The 25289-nt window shown below is 65.7% G+C and carries 18 protein-coding genes; 10 read left to right on the plus strand and 8 right to left on the minus strand.

Going from position 1 to position 25289, the window contains the following annotated elements:
* Positions 1 to 190 precede the first annotated feature (190 nt).
* A complete protein-coding gene (gene ychF, locus CN97_RS04405) occupies positions 191 to 1288 on the minus strand; it encodes a redox-regulated ATPase YchF (protein ID WP_035707703.1) in 1098 nt (365 codons plus the stop codon).
* Between the two features lie 103 nt (positions 1289 to 1391).
* Here ychF and CN97_RS04410 point away from each other — a divergent pair, with 103 nt between their 5' ends.
* Both CN97_RS04410 and trpA read left to right on the plus strand, forming a co-directional pair.
* On the plus strand, positions 1392 to 1850 hold the full coding sequence (locus CN97_RS04410; protein WP_051910952.1) for a VOC family protein: 459 nt from the start codon (positions 1392 to 1394) through the stop codon (positions 1848 to 1850).
* 119 nt (positions 1851 to 1969) lie between these two features.
* On the plus strand, positions 1970 to 2761 hold the full coding sequence (trpA, locus tag CN97_RS04415) for a tryptophan synthase subunit alpha (protein WP_035707706.1): 792 nt from the start codon (positions 1970 to 1972) through the stop codon (positions 2759 to 2761).
* Positions 2762 to 3403: 642 nt separating this feature from the next.
* On the opposite strand, the gene carB is transcribed toward trpA, so the two are convergent.
* Positions 3404 to 6733, minus strand: coding sequence for a carbamoyl-phosphate synthase large subunit (gene carB, locus CN97_RS04420; protein ID WP_035708344.1), 3330 nt, complete (start codon positions 6731 to 6733; stop codon positions 3404 to 3406).
* Between the two features lie 160 nt (positions 6734 to 6893).
* Here carB and CN97_RS04425 point away from each other — a divergent pair, with 160 nt between their 5' ends.
* Positions 6894 to 7559 (plus strand): CPBP family intramembrane glutamic endopeptidase, encoded by a 666-nt coding sequence (locus CN97_RS04425; protein ID WP_035707710.1) that lies wholly within the window; start codon positions 6894 to 6896, stop codon positions 7557 to 7559.
* A gap of 18 nt (positions 7560 to 7577) precedes the next feature.
* On the opposite strand, the gene CN97_RS04430 is transcribed toward CN97_RS04425, so the two are convergent.
* Positions 7578 to 8822: an SAM-dependent methyltransferase gene (locus CN97_RS04430; RefSeq protein WP_051910953.1), complete on the minus strand. Its 1245-nt coding sequence runs from the start codon at positions 8820 to 8822 to the stop codon at positions 7578 to 7580.
* A gap of 146 nt (positions 8823 to 8968) precedes the next feature.
* On the opposite strand from CN97_RS04430, the gene aspS reads away from it, so the two are divergent.
* Positions 8969 to 10741, plus strand: coding sequence for an aspartate--tRNA ligase (aspS, locus tag CN97_RS04435; protein ID WP_035707712.1), 1773 nt, complete (start codon positions 8969 to 8971; stop codon positions 10739 to 10741).
* Positions 10738 to 11532 carry a BglII/BstYI family type II restriction endonuclease gene (locus CN97_RS04440; protein ID WP_035707715.1) on the plus strand — a complete coding sequence of 265 codons (795 nt, stop codon included), beginning with the start codon at positions 10738 to 10740 and terminating at the stop codon, positions 11530 to 11532. Before aspS ends, CN97_RS04440 begins: the two co-directional genes overlap by 4 nt.
* A gap of 898 nt (positions 11533 to 12430) precedes the next feature.
* Here CN97_RS04440 and CN97_RS04445 read toward each other — a convergent pair.
* The 5 genes from CN97_RS04445 to CN97_RS04465 all read right to left on the minus strand — a co-directional run bounded on the left by CN97_RS04445 (position 12431) and on the right by CN97_RS04465 (position 20363).
* On the minus strand, positions 12431 to 13063 hold the full coding sequence (locus CN97_RS04445; protein WP_035708349.1) for an MT-A70 family methyltransferase: 633 nt from the start codon (positions 13061 to 13063) through the stop codon (positions 12431 to 12433).
* Positions 13064 to 13149: 86 nt separating this feature from the next.
* Positions 13150 to 14523 (minus strand): sigma-54-dependent transcriptional regulator, encoded by a 1374-nt coding sequence (locus tag CN97_RS04450; RefSeq protein WP_035707716.1) that lies wholly within the window; start codon positions 14521 to 14523, stop codon positions 13150 to 13152.
* The gene (locus CN97_RS04455; protein ID WP_035707718.1) at positions 14520 to 16028 is read right to left on the minus strand and encodes an ATP-binding protein; all 1509 of its coding nucleotides are present in this window, start codon (positions 16026 to 16028) and stop codon (positions 14520 to 14522) included. Before CN97_RS04455 ends, CN97_RS04450 begins: the two co-directional genes overlap by 4 nt.
* Before the next feature lie 93 nt (positions 16029 to 16121).
* A complete protein-coding gene (locus tag CN97_RS04460; RefSeq protein ID WP_035707721.1) occupies positions 16122 to 18011 on the minus strand; it encodes a propionyl-CoA synthetase in 1890 nt (629 codons plus the stop codon).
* A 72-nt stretch (positions 18012 to 18083) separates the two neighbouring features.
* On the minus strand, positions 18084 to 20363 hold the full coding sequence (locus CN97_RS04465) for an NADP-dependent malic enzyme (protein WP_035707724.1): 2280 nt from the start codon (positions 20361 to 20363) through the stop codon (positions 18084 to 18086).
* Between the two features lie 418 nt (positions 20364 to 20781).
* Between CN97_RS04465 and CN97_RS21495 the strand changes: the two genes are divergently transcribed.
* From CN97_RS21495 to upp, 5 genes are read left to right on the plus strand one after another with little or no spacing between them, the layout of a single operon-like run.
* Positions 20782 to 21168: a cytidine deaminase gene (locus tag CN97_RS21495; protein ID WP_035708351.1), complete on the plus strand. Its 387-nt coding sequence runs from the start codon at positions 20782 to 20784 to the stop codon at positions 21166 to 21168.
* The gene (locus CN97_RS04475; RefSeq protein ID WP_035707726.1) at positions 21168 to 22475 is read left to right on the plus strand and encodes a thymidine phosphorylase; all 1308 of its coding nucleotides are present in this window, start codon (positions 21168 to 21170) and stop codon (positions 22473 to 22475) included. Before CN97_RS21495 ends, CN97_RS04475 begins: the two co-directional genes overlap by 1 nt.
* Positions 22472 to 23677 (plus strand): phosphopentomutase, encoded by a 1206-nt coding sequence (locus tag CN97_RS04480; RefSeq protein WP_035707729.1) that lies wholly within the window; start codon positions 22472 to 22474, stop codon positions 23675 to 23677. The genes CN97_RS04475 and CN97_RS04480 overlap by 4 nt, the downstream gene beginning before the upstream one ends.
* The gene (locus CN97_RS04485) at positions 23674 to 24654 is read left to right on the plus strand and encodes an adenosine deaminase (RefSeq protein ID WP_035707732.1); all 981 of its coding nucleotides are present in this window, start codon (positions 23674 to 23676) and stop codon (positions 24652 to 24654) included. Before CN97_RS04480 ends, CN97_RS04485 begins: the two co-directional genes overlap by 4 nt.
* On the plus strand, positions 24651 to 25283 hold the full coding sequence (gene upp, locus CN97_RS04490) for a uracil phosphoribosyltransferase (protein ID WP_035707735.1): 633 nt from the start codon (positions 24651 to 24653) through the stop codon (positions 25281 to 25283). The genes CN97_RS04485 and upp overlap by 4 nt, the downstream gene beginning before the upstream one ends.
* Positions 25284 to 25289 lie beyond the last annotated feature (6 nt).

The raw sequence follows: 25289 nt of genomic DNA on the forward strand, positions 1-25289 counted from the left end.
GGACCGATGTCGGGTCATGCGCTGCCCCCGCGGCGCAACAGACAGGTTTCCCGTTGTCGAGCGGTGCCGGTTTACCCCTCGGGAGCGCCCTTGCAGGCTTCCATGCGGGTACTGATGCGGCGGAGGCGCATACGCTTGCGCGGCGAGCGCTGCCACCCGTGCATCAATGCCGGACACCGATCCTGCGGTGTCAGGCGTTGAAGAGGAAGTGGAGCACGTCGCCGTCCTGCACCTCGTAGGTCTTGCCCTCGACGCGGAACTTTCCGTTCTCGCGTGCGCCCGCTTCGCCATTGCCCGCGACGTAATCGTCATAGCCGACGGTTTCCGCGCGGATGAAGCCCTTCTCGAAATCGCCATGGATGACGCCCGCCGCCTGCGGCGCGAGCATCCCCTGTGTGATCGTCCAGGCGCGGGCTTCCTTCGGGCCGACGGTGAAATAGGTCCGCAGGCCCAGCAGATCGTAGGCCGCGCGGATCAGGCGGTCCAACCCCGGCTCCTCCAGCCCCAGTTCGGAGAGGAACATCTCCGCCTCCTCCGGGTCGAGCTGGCTGATCTCCTCCTCGATCCGGGCGGAGATGACGACAGTCGCGGCGCCTTCGGCCCGTGCCTTCTCCGCCACCTTCTCCGTCAGCGCGTTACCCGTCGCGGCTTCGGATTCCGCCACGTTGCAGACGTAGAGCACGGGCTTGGCGGTCAGAAGCTGAAGCTGATCCCAGAGCCGGCGATCCTCCTCGGAGACGAGAACGGTCCGCGCCGGCTGGCCCGCGTTCAGCGCGTCGAGCGCCACACGGAGCAGCCGGTCCTGATCCTTCGCCTCCTTGTCCCCGCCCTTCAGCTTGCGCTGAAGGTTGGCAAGGCGGCGTTCGATCGATTCCATGTCGGCGATCATCAGTTCCGTCTCGATCGTCTCCGCATCGGCGACCGGATCGACGCGACCCTCCACATGGGTGATGTCGCCATCCTCGAAGCAGCGGAGGACATGGGCAATGGCGTCCACTTCGCGGATGTTGGCAAGGAACTGGTTGCCCAGACCCTCGCCCTTCGAGGCACCACGCACGAGGCCTGCGATATCGACGAAAGTGATCCGCGTCGGGATGATCTGCTTGGATCCGGCGATGGCGGCGAGGCGGTCCAGCCGTTTGTCCGGCACGGCCACCTCTCCGACATTCGGCTCGATGGTGCAGAAGGGGAAGTTCGCCGCCTGCGCCGCAGCGGTGCGGGTCAGCGCGTTGAACAGGGTGGACTTGCCGACATTCGGCAGCCCGACGATACCCATCCTGAAGCCCATGGCTCTGCCCTCCTGGCCCGAATTTCCGCTGTGCTGTGTCCGCGCCTCTCTAGGGGGGCGGCGCAGTCTCTGCAAGTATTGTCCGTCCGGCACGGGGCGCTAGATGCGGCGGGAGAACGTCGAAGGGCAGCAGAAGGGCGCAGGCGGCATGGGTTTCGTTCCCTACCTCTACTTTCAGGGCAACTGCGCCGAGGCGCTCAACTGGTATGCCGGCATCTTTGGCGGCACCGTTTCGCTGCTGCGCTACAAGGACGCGCCCGAACTGCCGCCGGAGATGACCGGGTCCGACCTCGTGGTGAATGGGGTGCTTGACGTAGGCGGCGCGGTGCTCATGGCCTCAGATTTCCCGCCGGGCATGGATGGCCGGCCGCAGGCGGCCGTCTCCGTCAGCTACGCCGCCGACAGCGATGCGGAGGGAGAGGCGCTTTTCGAGCGCCTGTCCGAAGGGGGAACGCTGGCTTTCCGCTGGAACACGACTTACTGGGCGCGGGGCGCCGTCGGCATGGTGAGGGACAGGTTCGGCACCCATTGGGTGATCTCCGGCCCGCAGCGCCCCTTCTAGCCCGGCCTGCGGCTTCTGGGCTTTCCCCCCTGCGGTCCTTCGTCCAGGCGAGGCAGCGAAGCACGCTTGCCTTCGCGCCCTGCTTCCTGCACATCGGAACCGATCAGCCGGAGGACACGATGAGCCGCATTGACGCGAAATTCGCCGCCCTGAAAGCAGAGGGTCGCAAGGCCTTCGTCTCCTACATCATGGCGGGTGACCCGGATGTGGACACCTCCCTCGCGGTCATGAAGGGCCTGCCCGCCGCAGGCGTTGACGTGATCGAACTGGGCCATCCCTTCACCGACCCGATGGCCGACGGGCCGACGATCCAGCGTGCCGGTCAACGGGCGCTGGAGGGCGGGCAGACGCTTGACCGGACGCTCGACATGGTGCGGGAATTCCGCAAGGGAGACGATACCACACCGATCGTGATGATGGGCTACTACAACCCGATCTACTCCCGCGGCGTCGCGCGTTTTCTGGTCGAGGCGAAGGAAGCGGGCATCGACGGGCTGATCGTCGTGGATCTGCCGCCGGAGGAGGATGCGGAGCTTTGCCTGCCAGCGCAGGCTGCGGGCATCAACTTCATCCGTCTTGCCACTCCGACCACGGATGAAGCACGGCTGAGCACGGTGCTCCAGAACACCTCCGGCTTCGTCTATTACGTCTCCGTCACCGGGATCACGGGAGCGCAGGCCGCGCAGGCCGCCTCCGTCGCGCCGGAAGTCGCGCGGATCAAGGCCGCGACGGACCTGCCGGTGATCGTCGGCTTCGGCATCACCACACCCGAAGCGGCGCGGGACATTGCCTCCGTGGCCGATGGCGCGGTCGTCGGCTCCGCCATCGTGAGCCTGATCGGGCAGGGAAAGCCGGTGGAGGAAGTGCTGGACCAGGTCTCCCGGCTGTCGGCAGGCGCCCACGCTGCCTGAACGACGGAGCTGGCGCCTCGAATGGGACGGTGTTCAGCGCCGCCGCAGTGCGGGGGTCGCGACCCTGTTCGCGGCGCTGGCGCCAAGTGTCCGGCAGGCCAGCCACCGTCCGACGTGACCCGAAATCCCTGCGCGCCGCTTTGCCGCTACGGTAAGCGGGTGATCGGGGCGGAGAGGCGCGCGCTTCAAACCGACCGCATTCCATAGATGACTCCGCGCCCGCGTTGAAGCCACCAATGGCACCCTTCCATCCCTTGCAGGCGGCACGGGCGTTGCCAGCCATCCTGGATGCGCATGTGGAAGAGACGCCTGTCGTAGCCCGTAGCGCTGCGGCCCGCTGTTTCCGGCGCGCCGCAAGGCTGGCAGCCCTTCGGCATCAGAACCGCGGAGGACAGGAGCGTTCGCTCTGGTCGGGTTTCCGAACCCGAGCCTTGATCGGGGAGAGGGGCGAGGCTTTGGACATCAACCTCTCGCCGTCGATGCGCGGGCCTTTTGTCAGCGGGGAGTGGAGGAAGCGCCCTGTCCCCGCGCCATTGCCTATCCCGCAGCACAGGGCGCACCAGGCTCCCTGCCTCTGGCCCCTGCGCGGAGGCATCACCCGCTGACGGCATGGAAAAACCCCGCCGAAGCGGGGCTTTGGGATCACTGGAGCGAACGGACCGTCAACTCCCCCTGCAAGCGGGATTTCATCGCGCCCACAGCGGCGATGGCGCCGGCGGCCGTGGTGAAATAGGGGATCTTGTCGTAAAGCGCGACCCGGCGGATGTCCCGGCTGTCAGCGATGGACTGCGCCCCTTCGGTCGTGTTGAAGACCAGCGCGATACGGCCGTTCTTCAGATCGTCGGCGATGTTCGGGCGCCCCTCATATACCTTGCGGGCGAGTTCGGAGACCACGCCATTCGTCTCCAGAAACGCACGCGTGCCGCCCGTCGCGACCAGCGTGAAGCCGAGCGCGGCCAGATCGCGCGCCGCCTCCGCCATCTCCACCGTCTTGTCGGCATCCTTGATGGAGATGAACACGCGCCCCTCTGTCGGCAGTACCGTGCCCGCGCCGAGCTGCGCCTTCAGGAAGGCGCGGGGGAAGTCGCGATCCCAGCCCATCACCTCGCCGGTGGAGCGCATCTCGGGGCCGAGCAGCGTGTCCACGCCCGGGAAGCGGGCAAAGGGCAGCACCACTTCCTTCACGGAGAACCACGGCGTCATCGGATCGGCCAGCGTCATGGGATCGGCGAGCGGCAGCGGATCGTCGGGCCCCACGCCCTCGGGATAGGCGGCACGCATCGGGAAGGAGGCGAGCTTCTCCCCGGCCATGATCCGCGCGGCGATGGAGGCGATGGCCGAATCGGTGGCCTTGGCGACGAAGGGCACCGTCCGGGAGGCGCGCGGGTTTACCTCCAGCACGTAGATCTCGCCGTCCTTGATGGCAAACTGCACGTTCATCAGCCCAACGACGTTCAGCCCCTTCGCCATCATCACCGTCTGCTGCTTCAGTTCCGCCACGGTCTCCGCGTCCAGCGAATAGGGCGGAAGGGAGCAGGCCGAATCGCCCGAATGGACGCCGGCTTCCTCGATATGCTGCATGATCCCGCAGACATGGACATCCGTCCCGTCGCAGAGCGCATCCACGTCCACTTCGATCGCGCCGGAAAGGTAGCTGTCCAGCAGCACCGGGTTCTTGCCCGAAACCTGCACGGCCTCGCGGATGTAGCGGTCGAGATGGGCGTCATCGCGCACGATCTCCATCGCGCGGCCGCCCAGCACGTAGGAGGGGCGGATCACCAGCGGGTAGCCCACGCGATGCGCGATCTCGAACGCCTGTTCGCGGCTGGAGGCGATGCCGTTGACCGGTTGCCGCAGGCCCAGCTCGTTGAGGAGCTTCTGGAACCGCTCCCGATCCTCGGCAAGGTCGATCGCGTCCGGCGTGGTGCCGAGGATCGGGATGCCTTCTTCGTAGAGCGCGTTGGCGAGTTTGAGCGGTGTCTGCCCGCCGAACTGCACGATCACCCCGTGCAGGGTGCCGTTCTCCTGCTCCACCCGCAGGATCTCCAGCACGTGTTCGAGCGTCAGCGGTTCGAAATACAGCCGGTCGGAGGTGTCGTAGTCGGTGGAGACCGTCTCCGGGTTGCAGTTGACCATGATGGTCTCATAGCCCGCCTTGGTCAGCGCGAAGCAGGCGTGGCAGCAGCAGTAGTCGAACTCGATGCCCTGGCCGATCCGGTTCGGGCCGCCGCCGAGGATCACCACCTTCTTGCGGTCGGAGGGGCGGGCCTCGTCCTCCACCTCGCCCATCACGGGCATCTCGTAGGTGGAATACATGTAGGGGGTCTGGGCCTCGAACTCGGCGCCGCAGGTGTCGATGCGCTTGAACACCGGCATGACGCCGAGGGCGCGGCGCGCCTTGCGAATCTCGCTCTCCATCTTGCCGGTCAGCCGGGCGAGGCGGGCATCGGTGAAGCCGAGCATCTTTGCCCGCCGCATCGCCGCTTCCGTCGCAGGCAGGCCGGAGGCGAGGATCTCGCCCTCCGCCTCGACGATCTCCCGGATGCGGGCGAGGAACCACGGGTCGAAGGCGGTGGCATCCTGGATCTCGCCGTCCGAAAGCCCGTGACGCATGGCCTGCGCGATGAGGCGGAGCCGGTCGGGGGTGCGGGCGGAGATCGCCTTGATGATCGCGGCCTTCTCCGGCGCGTCGGGGATCGTGATCTCGTCGAAACCGGTGAGGCCGGTTTCCATCGAAGCGAGCGCCTTCTGCAGCGATTCGTGGATCGTCCGGCCGATGGCCATGACCTCACCCACCGATTTCATCGCGGTGGTCAGCTCTGGTTTGGAGCCGGGGAATTTCTCGAAGGCGAAGCGGGGGATCTTCGTGACGACATAGTCGATGGTCGGCTCGAACGAGGCGGGCGTGACCTTGGTGATGTCGTTGTCGAGTTCGTCCAGCGTATAGCCGACCGCCAGCTTCGCCGCGATCTTGGCGATGGGGAAGCCCGTGGCCTTCGACGCCAGCGCGGACGAGCGCGACACCCGCGGGTTCATTTCGATCACCACCATGCGCCCATCGGCCGGGTTGATCGCCCACTGCACGTTGGAACCGCCCGTCTCCACCCCGATCTCGCGCAGGACGGCGATCGAGCCGTTGCGCATGATCTGGTATTCCTTGTCGGTGAGCGTGAGGGCCGGGGCGACGGTGACCGAATCGCCCGTGTGAACGCCCATCGGGTCGATGTTCTCGATGGAACAGACGATGATCGCGTTGTCCGCCTTGTCGCGGACCACCTCCATCTCATACTCCTTCCAGCCGAGCAGGCTCTCATCCACCAGCACCTGCGCGACCGGCGAGGCTTCGAGGCCGGAACGCACGATGGCCTCGTAATCGTCACGGTTATAGGCCACGCCACCGCCGGTGCCCCCCAGCGTGAAGGCGGGCCGGATGATCGCGGGCAGGCCGATATGCTCCAGATCGTCCAGCGCCTGCCGCACACCGCTGTTGATGTCGTATCTGCCGTTCGGAAGCTTGGGGGCGGCAACGATCGTCGCCTTGGGATTCTCCAGCCCGATCCGGTCCATCGCCTCACGGAACAGCTTGCGATCCTCTGCCATTTCAATGGCTTCGCGGTTCGCGCCGATCAGCTCGACATTGAATTTCTCCAGCACGCCCATATCGGCCAGCGCCAGCGCCGTGTTCAGCCCGGTCTGTCCGCCCATGGTGGGCAGAAGCGCGTCGGGACGTTCCTTTTCGATGATGCGGGCAACGACCTCGGGGGTGATCGGCTCGATATAGGTGGCGTCGGCCATCTCCGGGTCGGTCATGATCGTGGCGGGGTTGGAGTTCACCAGGACGACCCGGTAGCCTTCCTCGCGCAGGGCCTTGCATGCCTGAACGCCCGAGTAGTCGAACTCGCAGGCCTGACCGATGATGATGGGGCCTGCCCCGATGATCATGATCGACTGGATGTCGGTTCTTTTCGGCATGATCGGGACCCCACGGCTGCGCAAATTGTCGGCGTTATAGTCCGCGCCGGACCGGGCGCAACCCCTTGCGCGACAGGGTCGGGCGCGAAGCGGGCCAAAGCGGTCATGGAACTGAAATGCTTCGCGGGTGATGGAGAGGGGAGCAAACCGGAATCGTTCCATGTCCGACCCACAGTTCCATCCCCGCGGTGCGAGGCCGCTCTGGACCCTCCGGGCAGAGTTCCTGATCCTCTATCTGCTGGTTCCGCTGATCTTTGCGCTGGCCGTGACACCGCGGCTGCTCTTTCCCATGCTGTTCGCCATGATGATCGGCGGCTTCGCACTCCTGCATCTCACGCCGGGGTTTCGCTGGCGGGAGCTTTTGCTGGGCCGGGTGGATCTGCGGCTGGTCTTAGCCTTTCTGCTGGTGTCGGGGCTGGTGCTGACGGCATTCGTGTTCTGGCTGACTCCGGGCAGTTTTCTGCAGCTTCCGCGCCTTCAGCCGGGTTTGATGCTGACAATCGCGCTTTTTTACCCGCTGCTTTCGGCGCTGCCGCAGGAGGTATTGTTTCGCGCCCTCTACTTCCGCCGCTACCGGCCGTTCCTGCCGCGCGGACTGCCGGGCATCCTTCTCAATGCGGCGCTCTTTGCCTGGGCGCATCTGCTTTACTGGAACTGGGTCGCGGTTGCGGTGACGTTTCTCGGCGGGATCGCCTTTGCCTATGGCTACAAGCGCGGCGGGGGATTCGGCACGGCGGTGCTCATGCATGCCGCAGCCGGGCTGTTGTTGTTCGCGCTGGGATTGGGGCGGTATTTCTACTCGGGCGCGGTGATCCGCCCGTTTTGAAATCATGGCCCCTTCAGCTCATGGACCGTGCTGTTCCAGCGGCGGATTGGGCACGGGCAGGGCAGGTGCATTCGCGCCATAGAGGTAATCCCGCGTTATGGGGACGGCTTCCTGGCGGCGGGCGACCTGAAACTGGAACACGCACTGATGGTTATAGCGGAAGGTCAGCTCCGACCCGACAAGGTAGAAGCGCCACATCCGGCAGAATCGCTCATCGTAGATTTCCCTTACCCGGTCGATATTGACCATAAAACGCTCGTGCCAATGTTGCAGCGTCTCCGCGTAGTGGAGCCTCCAGACCTCCACGTCGGTGGTGTAGAGGTTCTCCTTTTCTATCGCGGCCATGGTTTCCGACATGGCGGGGATGGAACCGCCGGGGAAGATGTACTTCGTCACCCAGCGGCTGGTGGTGCCGGGCGGATCGGTGCGACCGATCGTATGTATCAGCGCCACCCCGTCATCGGTCAGGAAGTTGTTCACATGCCGGAAGTACTCGCGATAGTGCGGCAGGCCGACATGCTCGAACATGCCGACCGACACCACCCGGTCAAATTTCTCGGCCACGTTGCGGTAATCGGTCAGCCTGAATTCCACCTGCCCGTCCAGCCCCGCCGCGCGTGCGCGCTCCGTCGCGACCTTGTGCTGCTCCTGCGAGAGCGTGACGCCCACGACGCGGGCGCCATAATCCCGCGCCAGGGTCAGCGCCATCCCGCCCCAGCCACAGCCGATATCCAGCACCCGCATCCCGGGTCGAAGCAGCAGTTTGCGGGCGATATGGGCCTTCTTCTGGATCTGCGCCTGTTCCAGCGTATCGTCCGCAGAGCGGAAGTAGGCACATGAATACTGACGGTCGGCATCAAGGAACAATGAATAAAGCTCCTCCGAAAGGTCGTAGTGATGGGCCACGTTCGCCCGCGCTCGCCCTATCGGATTGAACGTTTCCACCCGGCGGAGAAGGCGGCGAAAGCGATCCAGCAGGGAATATTGCCTGTGCGCTATTGCCGCATTGCGAATCCCCAGGGTGAGGAAGCCATATAGGTCGTCGTCATCTATGGTGAGGCGACCGTCCATATAGGCCTCACCGATGGCGAGATCGAAGGACGACAGGATCTTGCGCGGTAACGCGGGGTCCAGGAGGCGGATTGTGACGGGCCTGCCCGTGCCGTCGCCATAGCGGTTTACGCTGCCATCCGGCATATGGATGATCGCGGTGCCCTCTCTCATGAGGGATCGCAACATCCGGTCGAGAAGCCTGTTCCACATCGTGTAACCCTCTTCACGTATCACGGAACCAGGTTACGCCCGGTTTTTCCGCTCTGTCCAGATAAGGTGGCGCGGCGTCACTTGACTTCGAGGGCCGCTCGGGGTGTATCGGCGCCACTTTCCGAACGCCTCCGAAGGGGATCGTCATGCATGTCTATCGCAGCCATACCTGCGGCCAGCTGACCCGCGCCGATGCGGGAGCCGAGGTCCGTCTCTCCGGTTGGGTGCACCGGGTGCGCGATCACGGCGGGGTTCTGTTCATCGACCTGCGGGATCACTACGGCATCACTCAGGTGATCGCCGATGGCGACAGCCCCGCCTTTGCCGCGCTGGAAAAGGTCCGCGCGGAATACGTGATCCGCATTGACGGACGCGTGAAGGAGCGGGACGCGAGCCTCGTGAACCCCAAGATCCCGACGGGCGAGATCGAGGTTTATGCCATCGACATGGAGGTGCTCGGCCCCTCGGACGAACTGCCGCTGCCGGTCTTTGGTGAGCAGGACTACCCGGAGGAGACCCGCCTCACCTATCGCTTCCTCGACCTCCGGCGCGAGGGTCTTCATGCCAACATGATGCTGCGCTCCAACGTGGTGCGCTGGATCCGGCAGAAGATGTGGGCGCAAGGGTTCAACGAGTTCCAGACGCCGATCATCACGGCTTCCAGCCCCGAGGGCGCGCGCGACTTTCTCGTGCCGTCGCGGCTGCATCCGGGCAAGTTCTATGCGCTGCCGCAGGCACCGCAGCAGTTCAAGCAGCTCATCATGGTGGCGGGCTTCGACCGCTACTTCCAGATCGCGCCCTGCTTCCGCGACGAGGATCCGCGCGCCGACCGCAGCCCGACCGACTTCTACCAGCTCGACCTGGAAATGTCCTTCGTGGAGCAGGAGGACGTCTTCGCCGCCGTGCAGCCGGTCGTTCAGGGGCTGTTCGAGGAATTCGGCCAGGGTCGCCACGTCTCCAGCGACTGGCCGCGCATCGCCTATCGCGATGCGCTGCTGTGGTACGGCTCCGACAAGCCGGACCTGCGCAACCCGATCCGCATGGAAATCGTCTCCGAGCATTTCGCCGGCTCCGGCTTCGGCATCTTCGCCAAGCTTCTGGAGAACGAGGGCACGGAGATCCGGGCGATTCCCGCGCCCACCGGCGGCAGCCGCGCCTTCTGCGACCGGATGAACGCCTTCGTGCAGAAGGAAGGTCTGCCCGGCATGGGCTACATCTTCTGGCGCGAGGAGGGTGACGCCATCGTGGGCGCCGGTCCCATCGCCAAGAACATCGGACCGGAACGGACGGAGGCCATCCGCCTGCAACTTGGTCTGAAGGCGGGCGACGCGGCCTTCTTCCTGGGCGGCAAGCCAGAAGCGTTCGAGGCGGTCGCCGGCAAGGCACGCAACGAGATCGGGCGCGAACTGGGACTGACCCGGACCGATCGGTTCGAATTCGCCTGGATCGTGGACTTCCCGATGTACGAGAAAACGGATGAGGGCGGGATCGACTTCTCCCACAATCCGTTCTCCATGCCGCAGGGCGGGATGGAGGCGCTTCAAGGCGATCCGCTGAAAGTGCACGCCTATCAGTATGACCTTGCCTGCAACGGCTATGAGCTCATCTCCGGCGGCATCCGCAACCATGAGCCGGAAATCATGTTCAAGGCCTTCGAGATCGCGGGCTATGGGCGCGACGAGGTCGAGAAGCGCTTCGGCGGCATGGTCAAGGCATTCCACTACGGCGCGCCGCCGCACGGGGGATGTGCAGCGGGGATCGACCGGATCGTGATGCTGCTCGCGGATGAGCAGAACATCCGCGAGGTGATCATGTTCCCGATGAACCAGCGGGCCGAAGACCTGATGATGAACGCCCCCTCCGACCCGACACCGACCCAGCTTCGGGAGCTGCGTCTCAGGGTGGTGCCCAAGGAGTGAGTATCGCCGCCCTCCGCAAGGCGGGCTTCGATGTGATGGCCCGCAACCACGCCGAAGCGATTCTCGGCGTGGACTTCCCCCGAGAGACCTCCGAGCTCATCGAAGCGCTGCTGAACGTCCGGCTCGACCCGGGCGAGCTGATTGCCAGCGGCGGGGGGGAGGCGCCCTCCACCCAACGGATGCGACGGCATCTGGACGAATGCGGCTGGCGCAAGCACAACTTCCGCATCCAGACGACGCTTGACGGCAAGCCGCTGGGCGACGGGACCAGCCACGAGATAGACCACGTGCGCCTGGCCGGCGCGGGCACGCTGGCGCTGGAGATCGAGTGGAACAACAAGGATCCGTTCTTCGACCGTGATCTCGAGAACTTCCACCGGCTGCATGCCCAGTCGGTCATCTCCGTCGGCATCATCGTGACCCGGGGCCGCAGCCTGCAAGCGGCGCTGCCGGGTATCGTGCGCACGTATCTCGCCGCCAACCGGATCGAGGATCCGGCGGCGCTGGTCGAGCATGGGATGAAACGGCGGACGGACCGGCAGAGCGCGCTTGTCGCGCGGGCGGTGCGGGCGGGAACGCCCTTCGGCGAGGCCTTCGCCCGGATTTTTGTCGCCGACAAATACGGGCCTGCGACGACGCATTGGTCCAAGCTCTCCGACCGTGTGGCGCGCGGCGTGGGCAACCCCTGTCCGCTGCTTCTGATCGGCCTGCCCGCAAGCGTGGTTCGCCCCGTTACCGTGCAGAAATCCGACAGTCGCGAGGCGCTGTTGCAGCAGGGTCTGGACCTTTAGCGGAGCGGTGTCCGAAGGGGCGGGGTCTGCGGGCGATCATGCGGGCGCAGAGGTCGGCGGGCCATCTGTTCCCTGGATTATTGTGGCGCATTGCGGCCCTTGACCGGGCTTTCTCATGCTTCGCGTTGCTTGTGCGGCAGGCGTCTGAGCGAGGCGGCGCATGTCGCGAGAGATCACAGTTCTCGGATCGCCGAGAGAGGACGGTGCCGTGGCGTTCAGGACGTTCGGCGGCGGCTTGCTTCAGTTCTCCGCGGGCGATTTGCATGATGCTTCGCGGCTCTCCGTTGGGACTGTCACGCGGTCGGCAGGCTTTCCCTGACGCCGCTGCTGCTGCCCCGGAAGAGCGCAATATCGGTGTGGCGAAAGGATATGGGCGAGGCGGTCATCCCCCAACGACTTCCTGCCGAGCGCCAGTCCGTTACGATGCCGAGCCTCGCAACCTCGACGCGCGCATGGGCTGCCGCCTGACGGGATGGCGTCGCGGCGCAACTGATACGACAAGCCCACGCGAAACTTTCTGGTCGCCGGACTGTTCGAGCCCGCGTCCAGCTGGTGGATCAACAAGGCCCGGACCTAAAGCCGTCCTTCGCCAGCGACTGCAGTGCATCTGCGCCTCCCTCCCCGTGGCCTCGGATCTTCCGGGAGCTTCTGGGAGTTTGCAGCCTGCGGATGATAGCGGTGGGCAGTCGCCGCCCGTCAGGCAGCTGATGACCGGAGATTGCCAGGGACCCCGCGGAAACAGACCGTCCAGTTGCCGGCCGCGGATTTCGTGCCGCCGACCGTCCCCATTTGCCCGGCGATTCCTTCCCCTGCAGAAAGACATTCCCGCCCGCAGCTGATTAGCATGCGAGGGGACGCTCGGTAAAACCGCAGTATCGAGAGTTCGGACGGCTGCCGGCTACTCCGCCGCGAGGGAGGAGTTGTAGGCATAGGTTGCCCAGTCCGGTTTGTAATCCTCCGTGGCCTGATTGCCCCAGACCGTCCAGCCAGGCCGTACGCCTCGCCCGAAAAGCTCCAGATAAGGCCCCCAGGAGCAGTTCTCGATCAGCTCGTATTGCTCATCGGGCTTGCGGGAGTGTTCGCGCTTGCGGGTGGACAGGAAATTGACCTGCCGCCGCCCCGCGGCAAGGGTACGGGCATTCTTGCCACGCGTGCCGAACAGGATGACTTCCGTAACATTACGGAAATAGAAGCCCACACCCCGTCCGTCGGAGCCGCCATCCTTGCGCTCCTTGTGCCAGATGAGGTTCGATTTGTATTCGAAACCCCAGGCCTGAAGCACCTGAAGCCCGTCGGGCAGAAGGGCATTGGGCACCCAGAGATAGCAATGCGCGCGGTCCTCAAGGTGGTCAGCCACCGGGAGAGCGCAGATATCCTCAAGCGTCAGCGTGGGATACCGTGAGAGGCGCCGATGCTCCGGCGCCACCTTTCCGGTGCGGTTGGCAAATCGCCAGGGCGGATCGGCCAGAACGCAGGAAAAGCGTTGCTCGCCAAGGAAGTTCCGAAGGTCTTGTGAGGGATCGCGCGACATATCCAGCATATTGATGATCCGTCCCTGCTTCGGCAACCGAAATCCTTCCGGCGAGGCGTGAACATTATGCGAACCGGCGCCGGGGATCAACCGACGCGCAACGGTTTCCCCCACAGTTCGATCTTCCGGTAAAGCGTTGACGGCGAGACGTCGAGCGCCCGCGCCGCCTTGGGTATGGAGCCACCGTGGCGGAAGATGGCGGCTTCGATCACCATCCGCTCGGCCTCCGCCAATGTGCAATCGGCAAGCGCTTCGAGCGCATCGTACCGCAGCGCCTCGGGCACGGCGCTCGGTGCATCGTTGAACCCCTGCGGCAGCATGCGCGCGGTGACGATGGGTCCATCATGCAGCACGACGATATTGCGCATCACGTTGAGGAGTTGCCTCACGTTCCCGGGCCAGGGGGAGGCGCGGAATATCCGCAGCACCTCCTCGTCGAAGGCCACGAAGCTGCGCCCCTCCTCCCGGGACAGCCGTTGCAGCAGCATCCCTGCGATTTCCTCGATATCCTGTCCGCGTTCACGCAGCGGCGGCATATGAAGGGGAATCACGTGGAGCCGGTAGTAAAGGTCTTCTCGGAAACGCCCCTGTCGTACGGCCTCCAGCGGATCGCGATTGGTGGCGCAGAGGATGCGGACATTGACTTTGCGCGGGCGGGACGCGCCGACCGGCTGAATGGTGGATGTCTGAATAAACCGAAGCAGTTTGGTTTGCAGCGCGAGGTCCATCTCGCAGATTTCGTCAAGAAACAGTGTGCCCCCATCGGCCGCAGCCGCGGCGCCGGCCCGATCGGAAAGTGCCCCCGTGAAAGAGCCGCGAAGATGGCCGAACACCTCCGATTCGAGCAGGTCCGGCGGAATCGCACCGCAGTTCAGGGCGATGAACGGCCCGCTGGAGCGGCGCGAGCCATCGTGGATCGCCATCGCCGCGAGTTCCTTGCCCGTACCGCTTTCGCCCGTGATGAACACGGTTGCGGTGGAAGGGGCGACAGCCCGGATCGTCTGGTAAATCTGCCGCATCGCAGCGGAGGAGCCGATGAATTCCCCGGGCGGCGCATTGCCGTCGGGTGTCGCAGGGAGCGGGATATGCAGGTTTTCGATGGCGGAGAGTAGACGCTGCGCATCGAAGGGTTTCACTAGAAAATCCGTTGCACCAGCCCGCATGGCTTCGACCGCCTTGTTGACGGAGCCATTGGCGGTGATGACGATGACAGGTGTCTCCGGACGGAGCGCGCGCAACTCGGCCAGAAGGTCTATCCCCTCCCGGTCGGGCAGCATGAGATCGAGCAGGACGGCGCAGGGGCCACTGCTGCGGAAGGCGCGCAGCCCCTCTGCCGCCGTCGCCACCGAAAGCACGGGGACACCGGCATTTTTAAGCGCTGATTCATAGACCAGCCGCAGGGAGGGCGTGTCTTCGATCAGCAGGACCGGCGCGCCAGTCTTCGGGGAACAGTCATTCACAGCGATACCCCGGACAGCTGGGCTTCGTTGGCCAAAGCATGGATCAACACGTCGAGCTGGTCGAGAACTTCTTTTCCTTGCAGGGCGATAACCGTAGCGTCAGTCAGATGTGCTGCACGATTGAGTTTCTCCGCGCGGCGTTGCAGGCCCTTGGCACCGACAGCGCCGGCGAGGGCAATGAGCACATGGCTGTGGGTGCGGATCTCGATCGGATTGTCATCGGCGAGACCGGTCACCAGCCCCCGCTCCACCCCCCGGAGATCTGCATCGAGGCGCGTGAGAAGCTCCCGCCGTCCTTCCGGCCCGGCAATCTCCAGCAGTTGTTCGAACCTCTCGCGGTCAAACGGTTCGTGGCGGGGGTCGGGGGGTGCAGACCCGCCAACGGGAAGAAGGACTTCGGCGATAGCCTGGGCAAAGATGTCAAGCCCGCTGATCGGCTTTGCCAGAATCCGGTCTGCGCCCGCCGTATAGATTGCCCGCCGATTGCCCCGGAGAACATAGGCCGTGACGGCGAGAACCGGCGTCCGACCCCGTGCATCGGGCATGGCGCGAAGCGCGCGGATCACCTCTATGCCGGTCAGGCGGGGCATTTCGATGTCTATGAGGGCGAGGTCGAAAAGGCGTTGATTGAGCACGTCAAGCGCCTCCACCCCATCGGAGGCGAGGGTGACGGTCGCCCCCATCGTCTCCAGCATCCGCGAAACCAGCATCTGGTTGGTGGCGCTATCCTCCGCCAGCAGGACATGACGGCCCGCAAGGTCCGGTAACTGCGCTGTCTGAACGGGTTCGGGCGCGAGCGTGGCCCAGCTGCCGCGCGGCAGAAGAAGGGTCACGGCACTGCCGCCGCCCTTCCGGTTGCGAACTTCCACTTCCGCACCCAGCCGGTCGGCCATTTCGCGCGTGATGTGCAGGCCAAGGCCGGTGCCGGGTTTCCGGCGGTCTCCGCGTCCCTGATAACGGAAGAGACGCGCCAACGCCTCTTTGGAAAAACCGGGGCCGGTATCCTCCACCCGGAAGAGGATCGTGTCGTCTGGAAGCCGGGAGACATCCATCGTCACGCCGCCCTGATCGGTATATTTGATCGCATTGCTGAGGATGTTGGACAGGATCCGCTCCAGCGATATCCGCTCCAGCCCGATCGTCTGTGGCAGATCGTCTCCCACCCGAAGCGCGAATGTCAGCCTGTGTTCCTGCGCCCGCCCGGACCAGCGCATCTCCAGATCGTAGAGCAGGCGGGCAAAGTGGATATTCGTCGGATGAACATCGGTGGAGCCGTCCTCTCCCGGCAGAAGGCTCAACCCCTCCTCCAGCAACAGGGCCATGCCTTCGCCGGCCGCCCGGATGCGCTCGAGCTGGAGGCGGGTCGCTGGGTCCAGCCCCGACTGGTCGATAAGGCGGAGCGCACCGATGATGTCCGACATTGCGGCGCGGAGGTCATGCCCCAGCAACGACAGGCGGGAGGCTCGCTCCCCCCGTGCATCAGACCCCGGCGCCCGTTCCGTCATCGTCAACCCTCTCGCAGAACGCCGTTCTGGCTGCCCGGATCGCAGGATACATCCAGGCGGTGAACAGGCGGTAAAGAGATCACCCACGCCGTCTCAGGCGTTTGCGTGCCCCATGCCCTGGAGCGCGGTGGCGATTTCGTCCAGCACTCCCGGATCGTCGATCGTCGCGGGCACCTTGACCCGCTCGCCGTCCGCGATCTTCACCATCGTGGCCCGCAGGATCTTGCCCGAGCGCGTTTTCGGCAAGCGGTTCACCACCACGGCGCGGCGAAAGGCGGCGACCGGGCCGATCCGCTCCCGAACAAGGGCCACGCACTCCCGCACGATCTGTTCTTCGGGCGTTCTGACGCCCTTCTTCAGCACGAGAAAGCCCAGCGGTACCTGCCCCTTCATCTCGTCCGAGGCGCCGATCACCGCACATTCCGCCACGTCGGGGTGGCTGGCCAGCACCTCCTCCATGGCCCCGGTGGAGAGGCGGTGGCCCGCGACGTTTATCACATCGTCGGTGCGCGCCATGATATAGAGATAGCCGTCCTCATCCACCAATCCGGCATCGCCCGTCTCGTAATAGCCCGAGTAGCGGCTGAGATAGGCCTTCTGGAAACGCTCGGGAGCATTCCAGAGCGTCGGGAGCGCGCCGGGCGGCAGGGGCAGGCGGATGGCCACGGAGCCGAGCATCCCCTGCGGCACGCATTCGCCATCCTCGTCCAGAATGCAGAGGTCGTAGCCGGGCATGGCAACGGAGGGCGAGCCGGGTTTCACCGGCAATTCCTCCAGCCCCAGCGGGTTCGCGGCGATAGCCCAGCCGGTCTCCGTCTGCCACCAGTGGTCGATGACCGGCACATGCAGGTGATGCTGCGCCCAGCGGATCGTTTCCGGGTCGGCCCGTTCCCCCGCGAGGAACAGGGCGCGGAACCGGCGGAGGTCATATTCCCCGATCAACTGGCCCTCGGGATCCTCCCGCCGGATGGCGCGGATCGCGGTCGGCGCGGTGAACATGCATTTCACCCGGTTCTCCGCGATCGTCTTCCAGTAGACGCCGGCATCCGGCGTGCCGACGGGCTTACCCTCGAACACGATGGTCGTCGCCCCGATGAGCAGCGGAGCATAGCAGATATAGCTGTGCCCCACGACCCAGCCGACGTCGGAGGCCGCCCAGAACACATCACCCGGCCCGATGTCATAGATATTCCGCATGGACCACAGAAGCGCCACCATATGCCCGCCGGAATGGCGCACCACGCCCTTTGGCTGGCCGGTCGTGCCGGAGGTATAGAGGATGTAGAGCGGGTGGTTGCCCTCCACAGGCAGGCAGGGCGCGGGTTCCGCGCCGTATTGGAAGCTGTGCCAGGGAATGTCGCGCCCCTCCACCAGCCGGGCGATTTCCTGCTCCCGCTGGAGGATGACGCAGAACTCCGGCTTGTGGCGGGAGAGGTCGATGGCACCGTCCAGCAGGGGCTTGTAGTGCACGATCCGCCCCGGCTCGATCCCGCAGGAGGCGGCGAGGATGGCCTTGGGCTGACAGTCGTCGATCCGGGTGGCAAGCTCGGCGGCGGCAAAGCCTCCGAACACGACGGAGTGGATCGCGCCGATGCGGGCGCAGGCCAGCATCGCCTCCACCGCCTCGGGCACCATCGGCATGTAGATGATGACCCGGTCGCCCTTGCCGATGCCGCGCGCCGCCAGCGCGCCGGCAAGCCGCGCCACCCTGTCCTGAAGCTCCGCAAAGGTGATGCCCTTGCGCAGATGGGTCACGGGGCTTTCATGGATCAGCGCGATGTCATCGCCACGGCCTGCCGCGACATGCCGGTCCACCGCGTTCCAGCAGGTATTGGACAGCCCGTCGGCGAACCATTCATGGAACGGCGCCTCGCCGGAAAGGGCGCGGGTCGGCTGGCGATCCCAGTCCACGGCGCGGGCGGCGTCGAGCCAGAATCGCTCCGGGTCGTCTCGCCAGCCCGCATAGACCTCCGCATATCCCATGACCGTCTCCTCCCGTTCCCTCGGAAGAAGACTAACGCCGCGCCCGCATCTTCCGCAACGGGCGCGAACGGGTCAGCCGTATTGCGCGACAGGCGTTCCCGCGAGCGCGGAGATGTTGAGCAGCCCCCGCGTGGTGATCGAGGGCGTCACCACATGCGCCCGGTTCGCAAGACCCATCAGGATCGGCCCCACTTCCAGCCCGTTGGCCCGCATCTTCAGGATGTTGCGGATACCGCTGGCCGCATCGGCATCGGCAAAGATCAGCACGTTTGCCGGCCCCTGGAAGCGGGCATTGGGGAAGATCCGGTCGCGGGTCGACTGATCCAGCGCGGCATCGACATGCATCTCGCCCTCATAGGCGAAATCGGGTTTCCGCGCGTCGAGGATTTCCAGCGCCTTGCGCATGCGCATACCGCTCGACGTATCGAGGTTGCCGAACTGCGAATGGGAGCAGAGCGCGACCTGCGGGACCATGCCGAAGCGGCGGACATGGCGGGCGGAGGCGATGACCGTCTCCGCGATCTGCTCGGGCGTGGGCTCCGGGTTCACCTGCGTATCGGCAATGAACAGCGGGCCTTCCTCGAGGATCATCAGCGAAAGGGCCCCGATCGGCACCCGCCCGTCGCGGCTGAGCACCTGACGGATATATTTCAGGTGCCACAGATACTGCCCGAAGGTGCCGCAGATCATGCTGTCGGCTTCCTCGCGGTAGACCATGATCGCGGCGATGGCGGTGGTGTTGGTCCGCATGATCGCGCGGGCCAGGTCGGGCGTGACGCCGTCGCGCTGCATCAGCTCGTGATAGGTGCCCCAGTAGTCGCGATAGCGGGGGTCGTTCTCCGGGTTCACCACCTCGAAGTCGCGGCCCGGACGAATGGGCAGTCCGGCACGTTCAAGCCGTGTCTCCACCACCTCTGGCCGGCCGATGAGGATCGGCTTGTCGGTGGTCTCTTCCAGCAGGGCATTGGCGGTGCGGAGAACCCGCTCATCCTCGCCCTCTGCAAACACGATGCGGCGGGAGGCGCTGGAGGCGGCCTCGAACACCGGACGCATGATGAGGGAGGAGCGGAAGACGGAGCCGTCCAGCTTCTGCTTGTAGGTGGCGATATCGGCCACCGGGCGGGTGGCGACGCCGGTTTCCATCGCGGCGCGGGCAACAGCGGGGGCAATGACGCCCATCAGTCGCGGATCGAAGGGCTTGGGGATCAGGTAATCCCGCCCGAAGCTCATCCGCTCCCCGGAATAGGCGGCGGCGGCCTCCGCGCTGGTGGTCGCACGGGCGAGGGCGGCGATGCCCTCGATGCAAGCGAGCTTCATTTCGTCATTGATCTCTGTCGCGCCGACATCCAGCGCGCCGCGGAAGATGAACGGGAAGCAGAGCACGTTGTTGACCTGGTTCGGGAAGTCCGAACGGCCGGTGGCGATGATCGCGTCGGGGGCCACCGAACGGGCCAGATCGGGAGCGATCTCCGGCGTGGGGTTCGCCAGCGCGAACACTATGGGGGCGGGGGTCATCCTCGCCACCATCTCCGGCGTCAGCACACCGGGGCCGGAGAGGCCGAGGAACATGTCCGCCCCTTCGATGACATCGGCAAGGCTGCGGGGTCCGCCGGGCTGGGCGAATTCCGCCTTCTGCGGCGTCATCTCCTCCTCCCGGCCCTCATGGACGAGACCGGCGAGATCGCAGAGCCAGATGTTCTCGCGCCGCACGCCGAGCTTCACCAGCATGTTGAGGCAGGCGATACCCGCCGCCCCGCCGCCGGTGGAGACGAGCTTGATGTCCTCGAACTTCTTGCCCGCGACAAGCATTGCATTGGTCGCGGCGGCACCCACGACGATGGCGGTGCCGTGCTGATCGTCATGGAAGACGGGAATGTTCATCCGTTCCCGACAGAGCTTTTCAACGATGAAGCAGTCGGGCGCCTTGATGTCTTCAAGGTTGATCGCGCCGAAGGTGGGTTCCAGCGCGCAGACGATCTCCGCCAGCTTCACGGGATCCTTTTCATCCAGTTCGATGTCGAAACAGTCGATCCCGGCGAATTTCTTGAACAGAACGGCCTTGCCTTCCATCACCGGCTTGGAGGCCAGCGCGCCGATATTGCCCAGCCCCAGGACCGCTGTCCCGTTGGAAACGACGGCCACAAGGTTTCCGCGCGAGGTATAGCGCCGCGCGGTGGAGGCATCTGCCTTGATCTCCAGGCATGCCTCGGCCACGCCTGGCGAATAGGCGCGCGACAGGTCGCGGCCATTGGCGAGCGGCTTGGTGGCGCGAACCTCCAGCTTTCCCGGTTGCGGGAATTCATGGTAGTCGAGCGCTGCCTGCCGGGCGTTCTCCTGCCGGGTTTCCTCCATCTGGACTCTCCTGCCCTCTGCCGCTTGCGGGATCTAGTTTAATGCTGAACTATCTGCGGCAAGCGCCAAACTGCCCCCTTTGGCGAGCGGATTCAAGGGCGGGTTTCGTGGGCAGGTCGCTTGCATCGGTGGAATGATCGCCGCAAAGTCTCATCAGACCCGCAAGGCAGAGCCATTCCACAAGCGGGGCCATGGCAAGGAGGCCGGTGTGTCCAAATCCGACGGATCGAAGGCGGAGGGGGCGAAAGCCGCAAGCACCGGCGCAGAGGATGCGGAAGTTGTCGCGGCGCAAGGTCGCGGTGACCCGGACGGACCCGCAGGCAAAGCGAGCAAGAGCCGGAGCAAAGGCGCCGAAGCCGCCGCGACAGCGGAGGCCGGGGAGGCGCCCCCCCTTGGTCATGGCGATCCCGATGAGGCGTTGAAGGATGCCGCGCGGCGCGTGCGCGAGAATGCCTATGTGCCCTATTCCGGCTTCAAGGTCGGTGCGGCAATCCGCAGTGCGTCGGGCGCGATCCACATGGGCTGCAACGTGGAGAATGCAGCCTATCCCGAGGGCACCTGCGCAGAGGCCGGAGCCATTGCGGCCATGGTGGCGGCCGGCGATCTCCGTATCGCCGAGGTCGCCGTGATTGCCGACAGCCCCCATCCCGTCCCGCCCTGCGGTGGCTGCCGGCAGAAGCTGGCGGAGTTCGGTGATCCGGAGGTGCTCGTGGTGATGTACAACACCCAGGGAGAGATGCTGCGGACCACCATCCGCGATCTGTTGCCGGGTGGGTTCAGCGTCGACTACATGCTGCGTTCCTGATGCCCGCGCCGCTTTCCCCGGCGGCGGTCATCGCTGCCATCCGGGATGGGCAGGCCGTGCCGCAGGGGGCGCTGGCGACTTTTGCCGCAGGGCTGGCGACGGACGAGGTGGGAGATGCGCAGGCAGGGGCCTTTGCGATGGCCGTGCTGCTGCGGGGCCTTGGACCGGCAGGCCGTGTGGGTCTGACGGAGGGGATGCGGGATTCGGGAAGGTCGCTGCGCTGGGATCTGCCCGGCCCGGTGATCGACAAGCATTCGACCGGGGGCATAGGGGATTGCGTATCGCTGGTGCTGGCGCCGCTGCTGGCCGCGGCAGGGGCTTTCGTGCCGATGATCTCCGGGCGCGGTCTGGGCCATTCCGGCGGCACGCTCGACAAGCTGGAGGCGATCCCCGGTTGGCGGGCGGAGCTTGATCCCACGGCCTTTGCCCGCATCGTGCGGGAGGAAGGCGCGGCGATCGTTGCGGCCTCCCCGGACATCGCCCCGGCGGATCGGCGGCTTTACTCGATCCGCGATGTGACCGGAACGGTGGAAAGCATCGACCTCATCACCGCTTCCATCCTGTCCAAGAAGCTCGCCGCCGGGATAGGCGGTCTGGTGCTGGATGTGAAGGCAGGCTCGGGCGCGTTCATGAAGACCTATGCGGAGGCGGAAATACTCGCCCGCGCGCTGGTGGAGACTGCGGTATGGGCAGGTTGCCCCACGATTGCCCTCATCACCGGGATGGAGGAGCCGCTGGCCCCCGCGCTGGGCAATGCGCTGGAGGTGGCGGAGGCCATGGCCGTGCTGGAAGGGGCGGCGGGCCCGCTGCGTGACGTGACGCTCGCCCTCGGGGCGGAGGCGCTGGTGCTGGCGGGGCTGGCCGCCCCTGCCGAAGCGGAGGACAGGCTGACACGGCTTCTCTCCTCCGGCGCGGCGCTGGAACGGTTCGGGCGCATGGTGGCCGCGCAGGGTGGTCCACGGAATTTCACCACCCGCTGGCGCGAGATGCTCCCGGTTGCGCCGGTCGTGGCCCCCGTGTTTCCGCTGGCGAGTGGCATAATGTCCGGCGTGAAGGGCGCAGAGCTTGGGCGGATCGTGGTGGAGCTTGGCGGTGGACGGCGCTATCTGGGGGATCGGATCGACCCTGCGGTGGGCCTGTCCGCCGTCGCGCGGATCGGAACACGGGTCGGCCCGGAGATGCCGATCGCCCTGCTTCACGCGGCGGACGAGGCGGCTTGGCAAAGGGCGGCGGAGGCACTGCGCGCAGCCGTCGTACTGGGCGGGGACGCAGCCCCGCCTGCACGGATACTGGGACGGATCGCATGACACGCGCCTTTCTGATCGTGATGGACAGCGTCGGCTGCGGCGGTGCGCCGGACGCCGCCGATTTCGGTGACGCGGGCGCGAATACGCTCGGGCATATCGCGCTCGCTTGCGCCGAGGGCCGCGCGGAGGAGGGGCGCTCGGGGCCGCTCCGCATGCCGGTGCTGGACAGGCTTGGGCTGGGCGCCGCCATCCGCCTTGCCTCCGGTCTGAAGGCCCCGGGGTTAGGGGCGCGCGGAGCGCCGGAGGGTCTGTGGGGCGCAGCGACCGAGGTGTCGCGCGGCAAGGACACGCCTTCGGGGCACTGGGAGCTGGCCGGTGTGCCGGTCCCGTGGAAGTGGCACTACTTCCCCGATGAGATACCCGCTTTCCCGCCCGAGATCACGGCGGAGGTCTGCCGACTTGCCGGAACGGCCGGTATCCTTGGCAACTGCCATGCCTCCGGCGTGCCGATCATCGAGGAACATTGCGCGGCACATCTGCGGACCGGCTGGCCGATCTGCTACACCTCTGCCGACAGCGTGTTTCAGATCGCGGCGCATGAGGAGGCGTTCGGTCTTGACCGGCTGCTGAAGCTCTGCGCCGATCTTGCGCCGATGCTGCATGCGATGCGGGTGGGCCGGGTGATCGCGCGACCGTTTACGGGAACGCTGGAGACAGGCTTCAACCGTACCGCCAACCGGCGAGACTTTGCCGTGGCGCCGCCCGCACCCACGCTGCTCGACTGGGCTCATGATGCGGGGCGCGTCACCCATGCGGTGGGCAAGATCGGTGACATCTTCTCGCATCGCGGCATCACGAAGCTGCACAAGGGGCAGTCGGATGCAGCGCTCTTCGACCATCTGATCCGTCTGGCCGGGGAGGCGGAGGATGGCTCCCTCACCTTCGCCAATTTCGTGGAGTTCGACAGTCTCTACGGGCATCGCCGCGATGTGTCGGGTTATGCGCGCGCTCTGGAGGGGTTCGACGCGCGGGCGGGTGCATTTCTCGACCTGATGCGCCCCGGCGATCTGGCGGTCTTCACCGCCGATCACGGCAACGATCCCACCTTCCGCGGCAGCGACCACACGCGGGAGCGGGTACCGGTTCTGGCCGCCGGGCGCGGCGCCGGAGAGATCGGGTTGCGCGGTTACGTCGATGTGGCGGCGAGCGTCGCCACGCATCTGGGCCTGCCGCACCACGGACCGGGAAGGAGCTTCCTGTGAGCCTCGCCGATCTGCCGAAGGTGGAACTTCACCTGCATCTTGAAGGCGCAGCCCCGCCCGGCTTCATCCGCGGCCTCGCGCGCGAACGGAACGTGGATATCGAGGGGCTGTTCGATGAGCGGGGCCAGTACCGCTTCGAGGGCTTCACCGGGTTTCTGAAAGCCTATGACGCGGCGACCACCGCGCTTACCTCGCCTGCGGACCATGCCCGGCTGCTGCGCGTCGTGCTGGAAAGCAGCGCGGAGCAGGGGGTGATCTACACCGAGCTTTTCCTTTCGCCCGATCTCTGTGGGGGCGCTGATCTTGCCGCCTGGCGGGATTACGTGGCGGCGTTCACGGAAGTGGCGGAGGAGATGTCGGGTGATATCGCCTGCCGCGGTATCGTCACCTGCATCCGGCATCTCGGGCCTGAGAGGGCCAAGCGCACCGCCCTCTGCGCGGCGGAGACGATGGGGGGGTTCGTCACCGGTCTGGGGCTTGCGGGCGATGAGCGGATCGGCGCGGCGAAGGATTTCGCCTGGGCTTTCGACCTTGGCCGTGAGGCGGGGCTGGGTCTTACCGCCCATGCAGGGGAGTTCGACGGGCCAGCCTCCGTCGGCGAGACGCTTCGTGACCTTGGTGTCAGCCGCATCGGCCATGGTGTCCGCGCCATCGAGGATCTGGCGCTGGTAGACGATCTGGCGGAACGCGGCGTGGTTCTTGAATGCTGTCCGGGGGCGAATATCGCACTGGGACTTTACCCCGGCTGGCGGCGGCATCCGGTGGGCGAGCTCTACCGGCGCGGGGTGCGGGTCACGCTCTCCACCGACGATCCGGCGTTCTTCCGAACCGGGATGGCGCGCGAATACGAACGGTTGCATGATGCCTTCGACTGGGACGAGGGCGTGTTTCGCGATATGGCACGTACCGCGCTGTCGGCCGCCTTCTGTGACGAGGCGACACGCGCAAGACTGATGAAACGTCTGGAGGACGCATGACCGAACATCTCACCGTCGTCACCCATCCGCTGGTGCAGCACAAACTGACCATCATGCGGAAGAAGGACACGTCCACCGCTTCCTTCCGCCGCCTGCTGCGGGAGATCAGCCAGCTACTGGCCTATGAGATCACCCGTGACCTGCCGCTGACCTCCACCCGTATCGAGACGCCGCTGCAGGAGATGGACGCGCCGACGATCGAGGGCAAGAAGCTCGTCCTCATCTCCATCCTGCGGGCGGGCAACGGCCTGATGGACGGTATTCTGGAACTGATCCCCGCAGCGCGGGTGGGCTTCGTCGGCCTGTATCGCGACCCGGAGACGCTGCAACCCGTGCAGTACTACTACAAGGTGCCGAGCGAGCTGGACGACCGGATGGTCATCGCCGTCGATCCGATGCTTGCCACCGGAAACTCCTCCGTGGCCGCCATAGACCTGCTGAAGAAATCCGGGGCGAAGAACCTGCGGTTCCTGTGTCTCCTCGCCTCTCCCGAGGGGGTCAAGCGGATGCAGGAGGCGCATCCCGACGTGCCGATCGTCACCGCCGCTGTGGATGAACGGCTTGATGACCATGGATATATTGTTCCCGGCCTAGGGGATGCGGGAGATCGCATGTTTGGCACAAAATAGGCGAAA

The sequence above is a fragment of the Haematobacter massiliensis genome (assembly GCF_000740795.1).
Classification (GTDB): domain Bacteria; phylum Pseudomonadota; class Alphaproteobacteria; order Rhodobacterales; family Rhodobacteraceae; genus Haematobacter; species Haematobacter massiliensis.

Excerpts from the sequence above, each read along its gene's own strand:
- ychF (WP_035707703.1), bottom strand. The coding sequence starts at position 1,288 with ATGGGCTTCAGGATGGGTATCGTCGGGCTGCCGAATGTCGGCAAGTCC.
- CN97_RS04410 (WP_051910952.1), top strand. The coding sequence starts at position 1,392 with ATGCGGCGGGAGAACGTCGAAGGGCAGCAGAAGGGCGCAGGCGGCATG.
- trpA (WP_035707706.1), top strand. The coding sequence starts at position 1,970 with ATGAGCCGCATTGACGCGAAATTCGCCGCCCTGAAAGCAGAGGGTCGC.
- carB (WP_035708344.1), bottom strand. The coding sequence starts at position 6,733 with ATGCCGAAAAGAACCGACATCCAGTCGATCATGATCATCGGGGCAGGC.
- CN97_RS04425 (WP_035707710.1), top strand. The coding sequence starts at position 6,894 with ATGTCCGACCCACAGTTCCATCCCCGCGGTGCGAGGCCGCTCTGGACC.
- CN97_RS04430 (WP_051910953.1), bottom strand. The coding sequence starts at position 8,822 with ATGTGGAACAGGCTTCTCGACCGGATGTTGCGATCCCTCATGAGAGAG.
- aspS (WP_035707712.1), top strand. The coding sequence starts at position 8,969 with ATGCATGTCTATCGCAGCCATACCTGCGGCCAGCTGACCCGCGCCGAT.
- CN97_RS04445 (WP_035708349.1), bottom strand. The coding sequence starts at position 13,063 with ATGTCGCGCGATCCCTCACAAGACCTTCGGAACTTCCTTGGCGAGCAA.
- CN97_RS04455 (WP_035707718.1), bottom strand. The coding sequence starts at position 16,028 with ATGACGGAACGGGCGCCGGGGTCTGATGCACGGGGGGAGCGAGCCTCC.
- CN97_RS04460 (WP_035707721.1), bottom strand. The coding sequence starts at position 18,011 with ATGGGATATGCGGAGGTCTATGCGGGCTGGCGAGACGACCCGGAGCGA.
- CN97_RS04465 (WP_035707724.1), bottom strand. The coding sequence starts at position 20,363 with ATGGAGGAAACCCGGCAGGAGAACGCCCGGCAGGCAGCGCTCGACTAC.
- CN97_RS04475 (WP_035707726.1), top strand. The coding sequence starts at position 21,168 with ATGCCCGCGCCGCTTTCCCCGGCGGCGGTCATCGCTGCCATCCGGGAT.
- CN97_RS04480 (WP_035707729.1), top strand. The coding sequence starts at position 22,472 with ATGACACGCGCCTTTCTGATCGTGATGGACAGCGTCGGCTGCGGCGGT.
- upp (WP_035707735.1), top strand. The coding sequence starts at position 24,651 with ATGACCGAACATCTCACCGTCGTCACCCATCCGCTGGTGCAGCACAAA.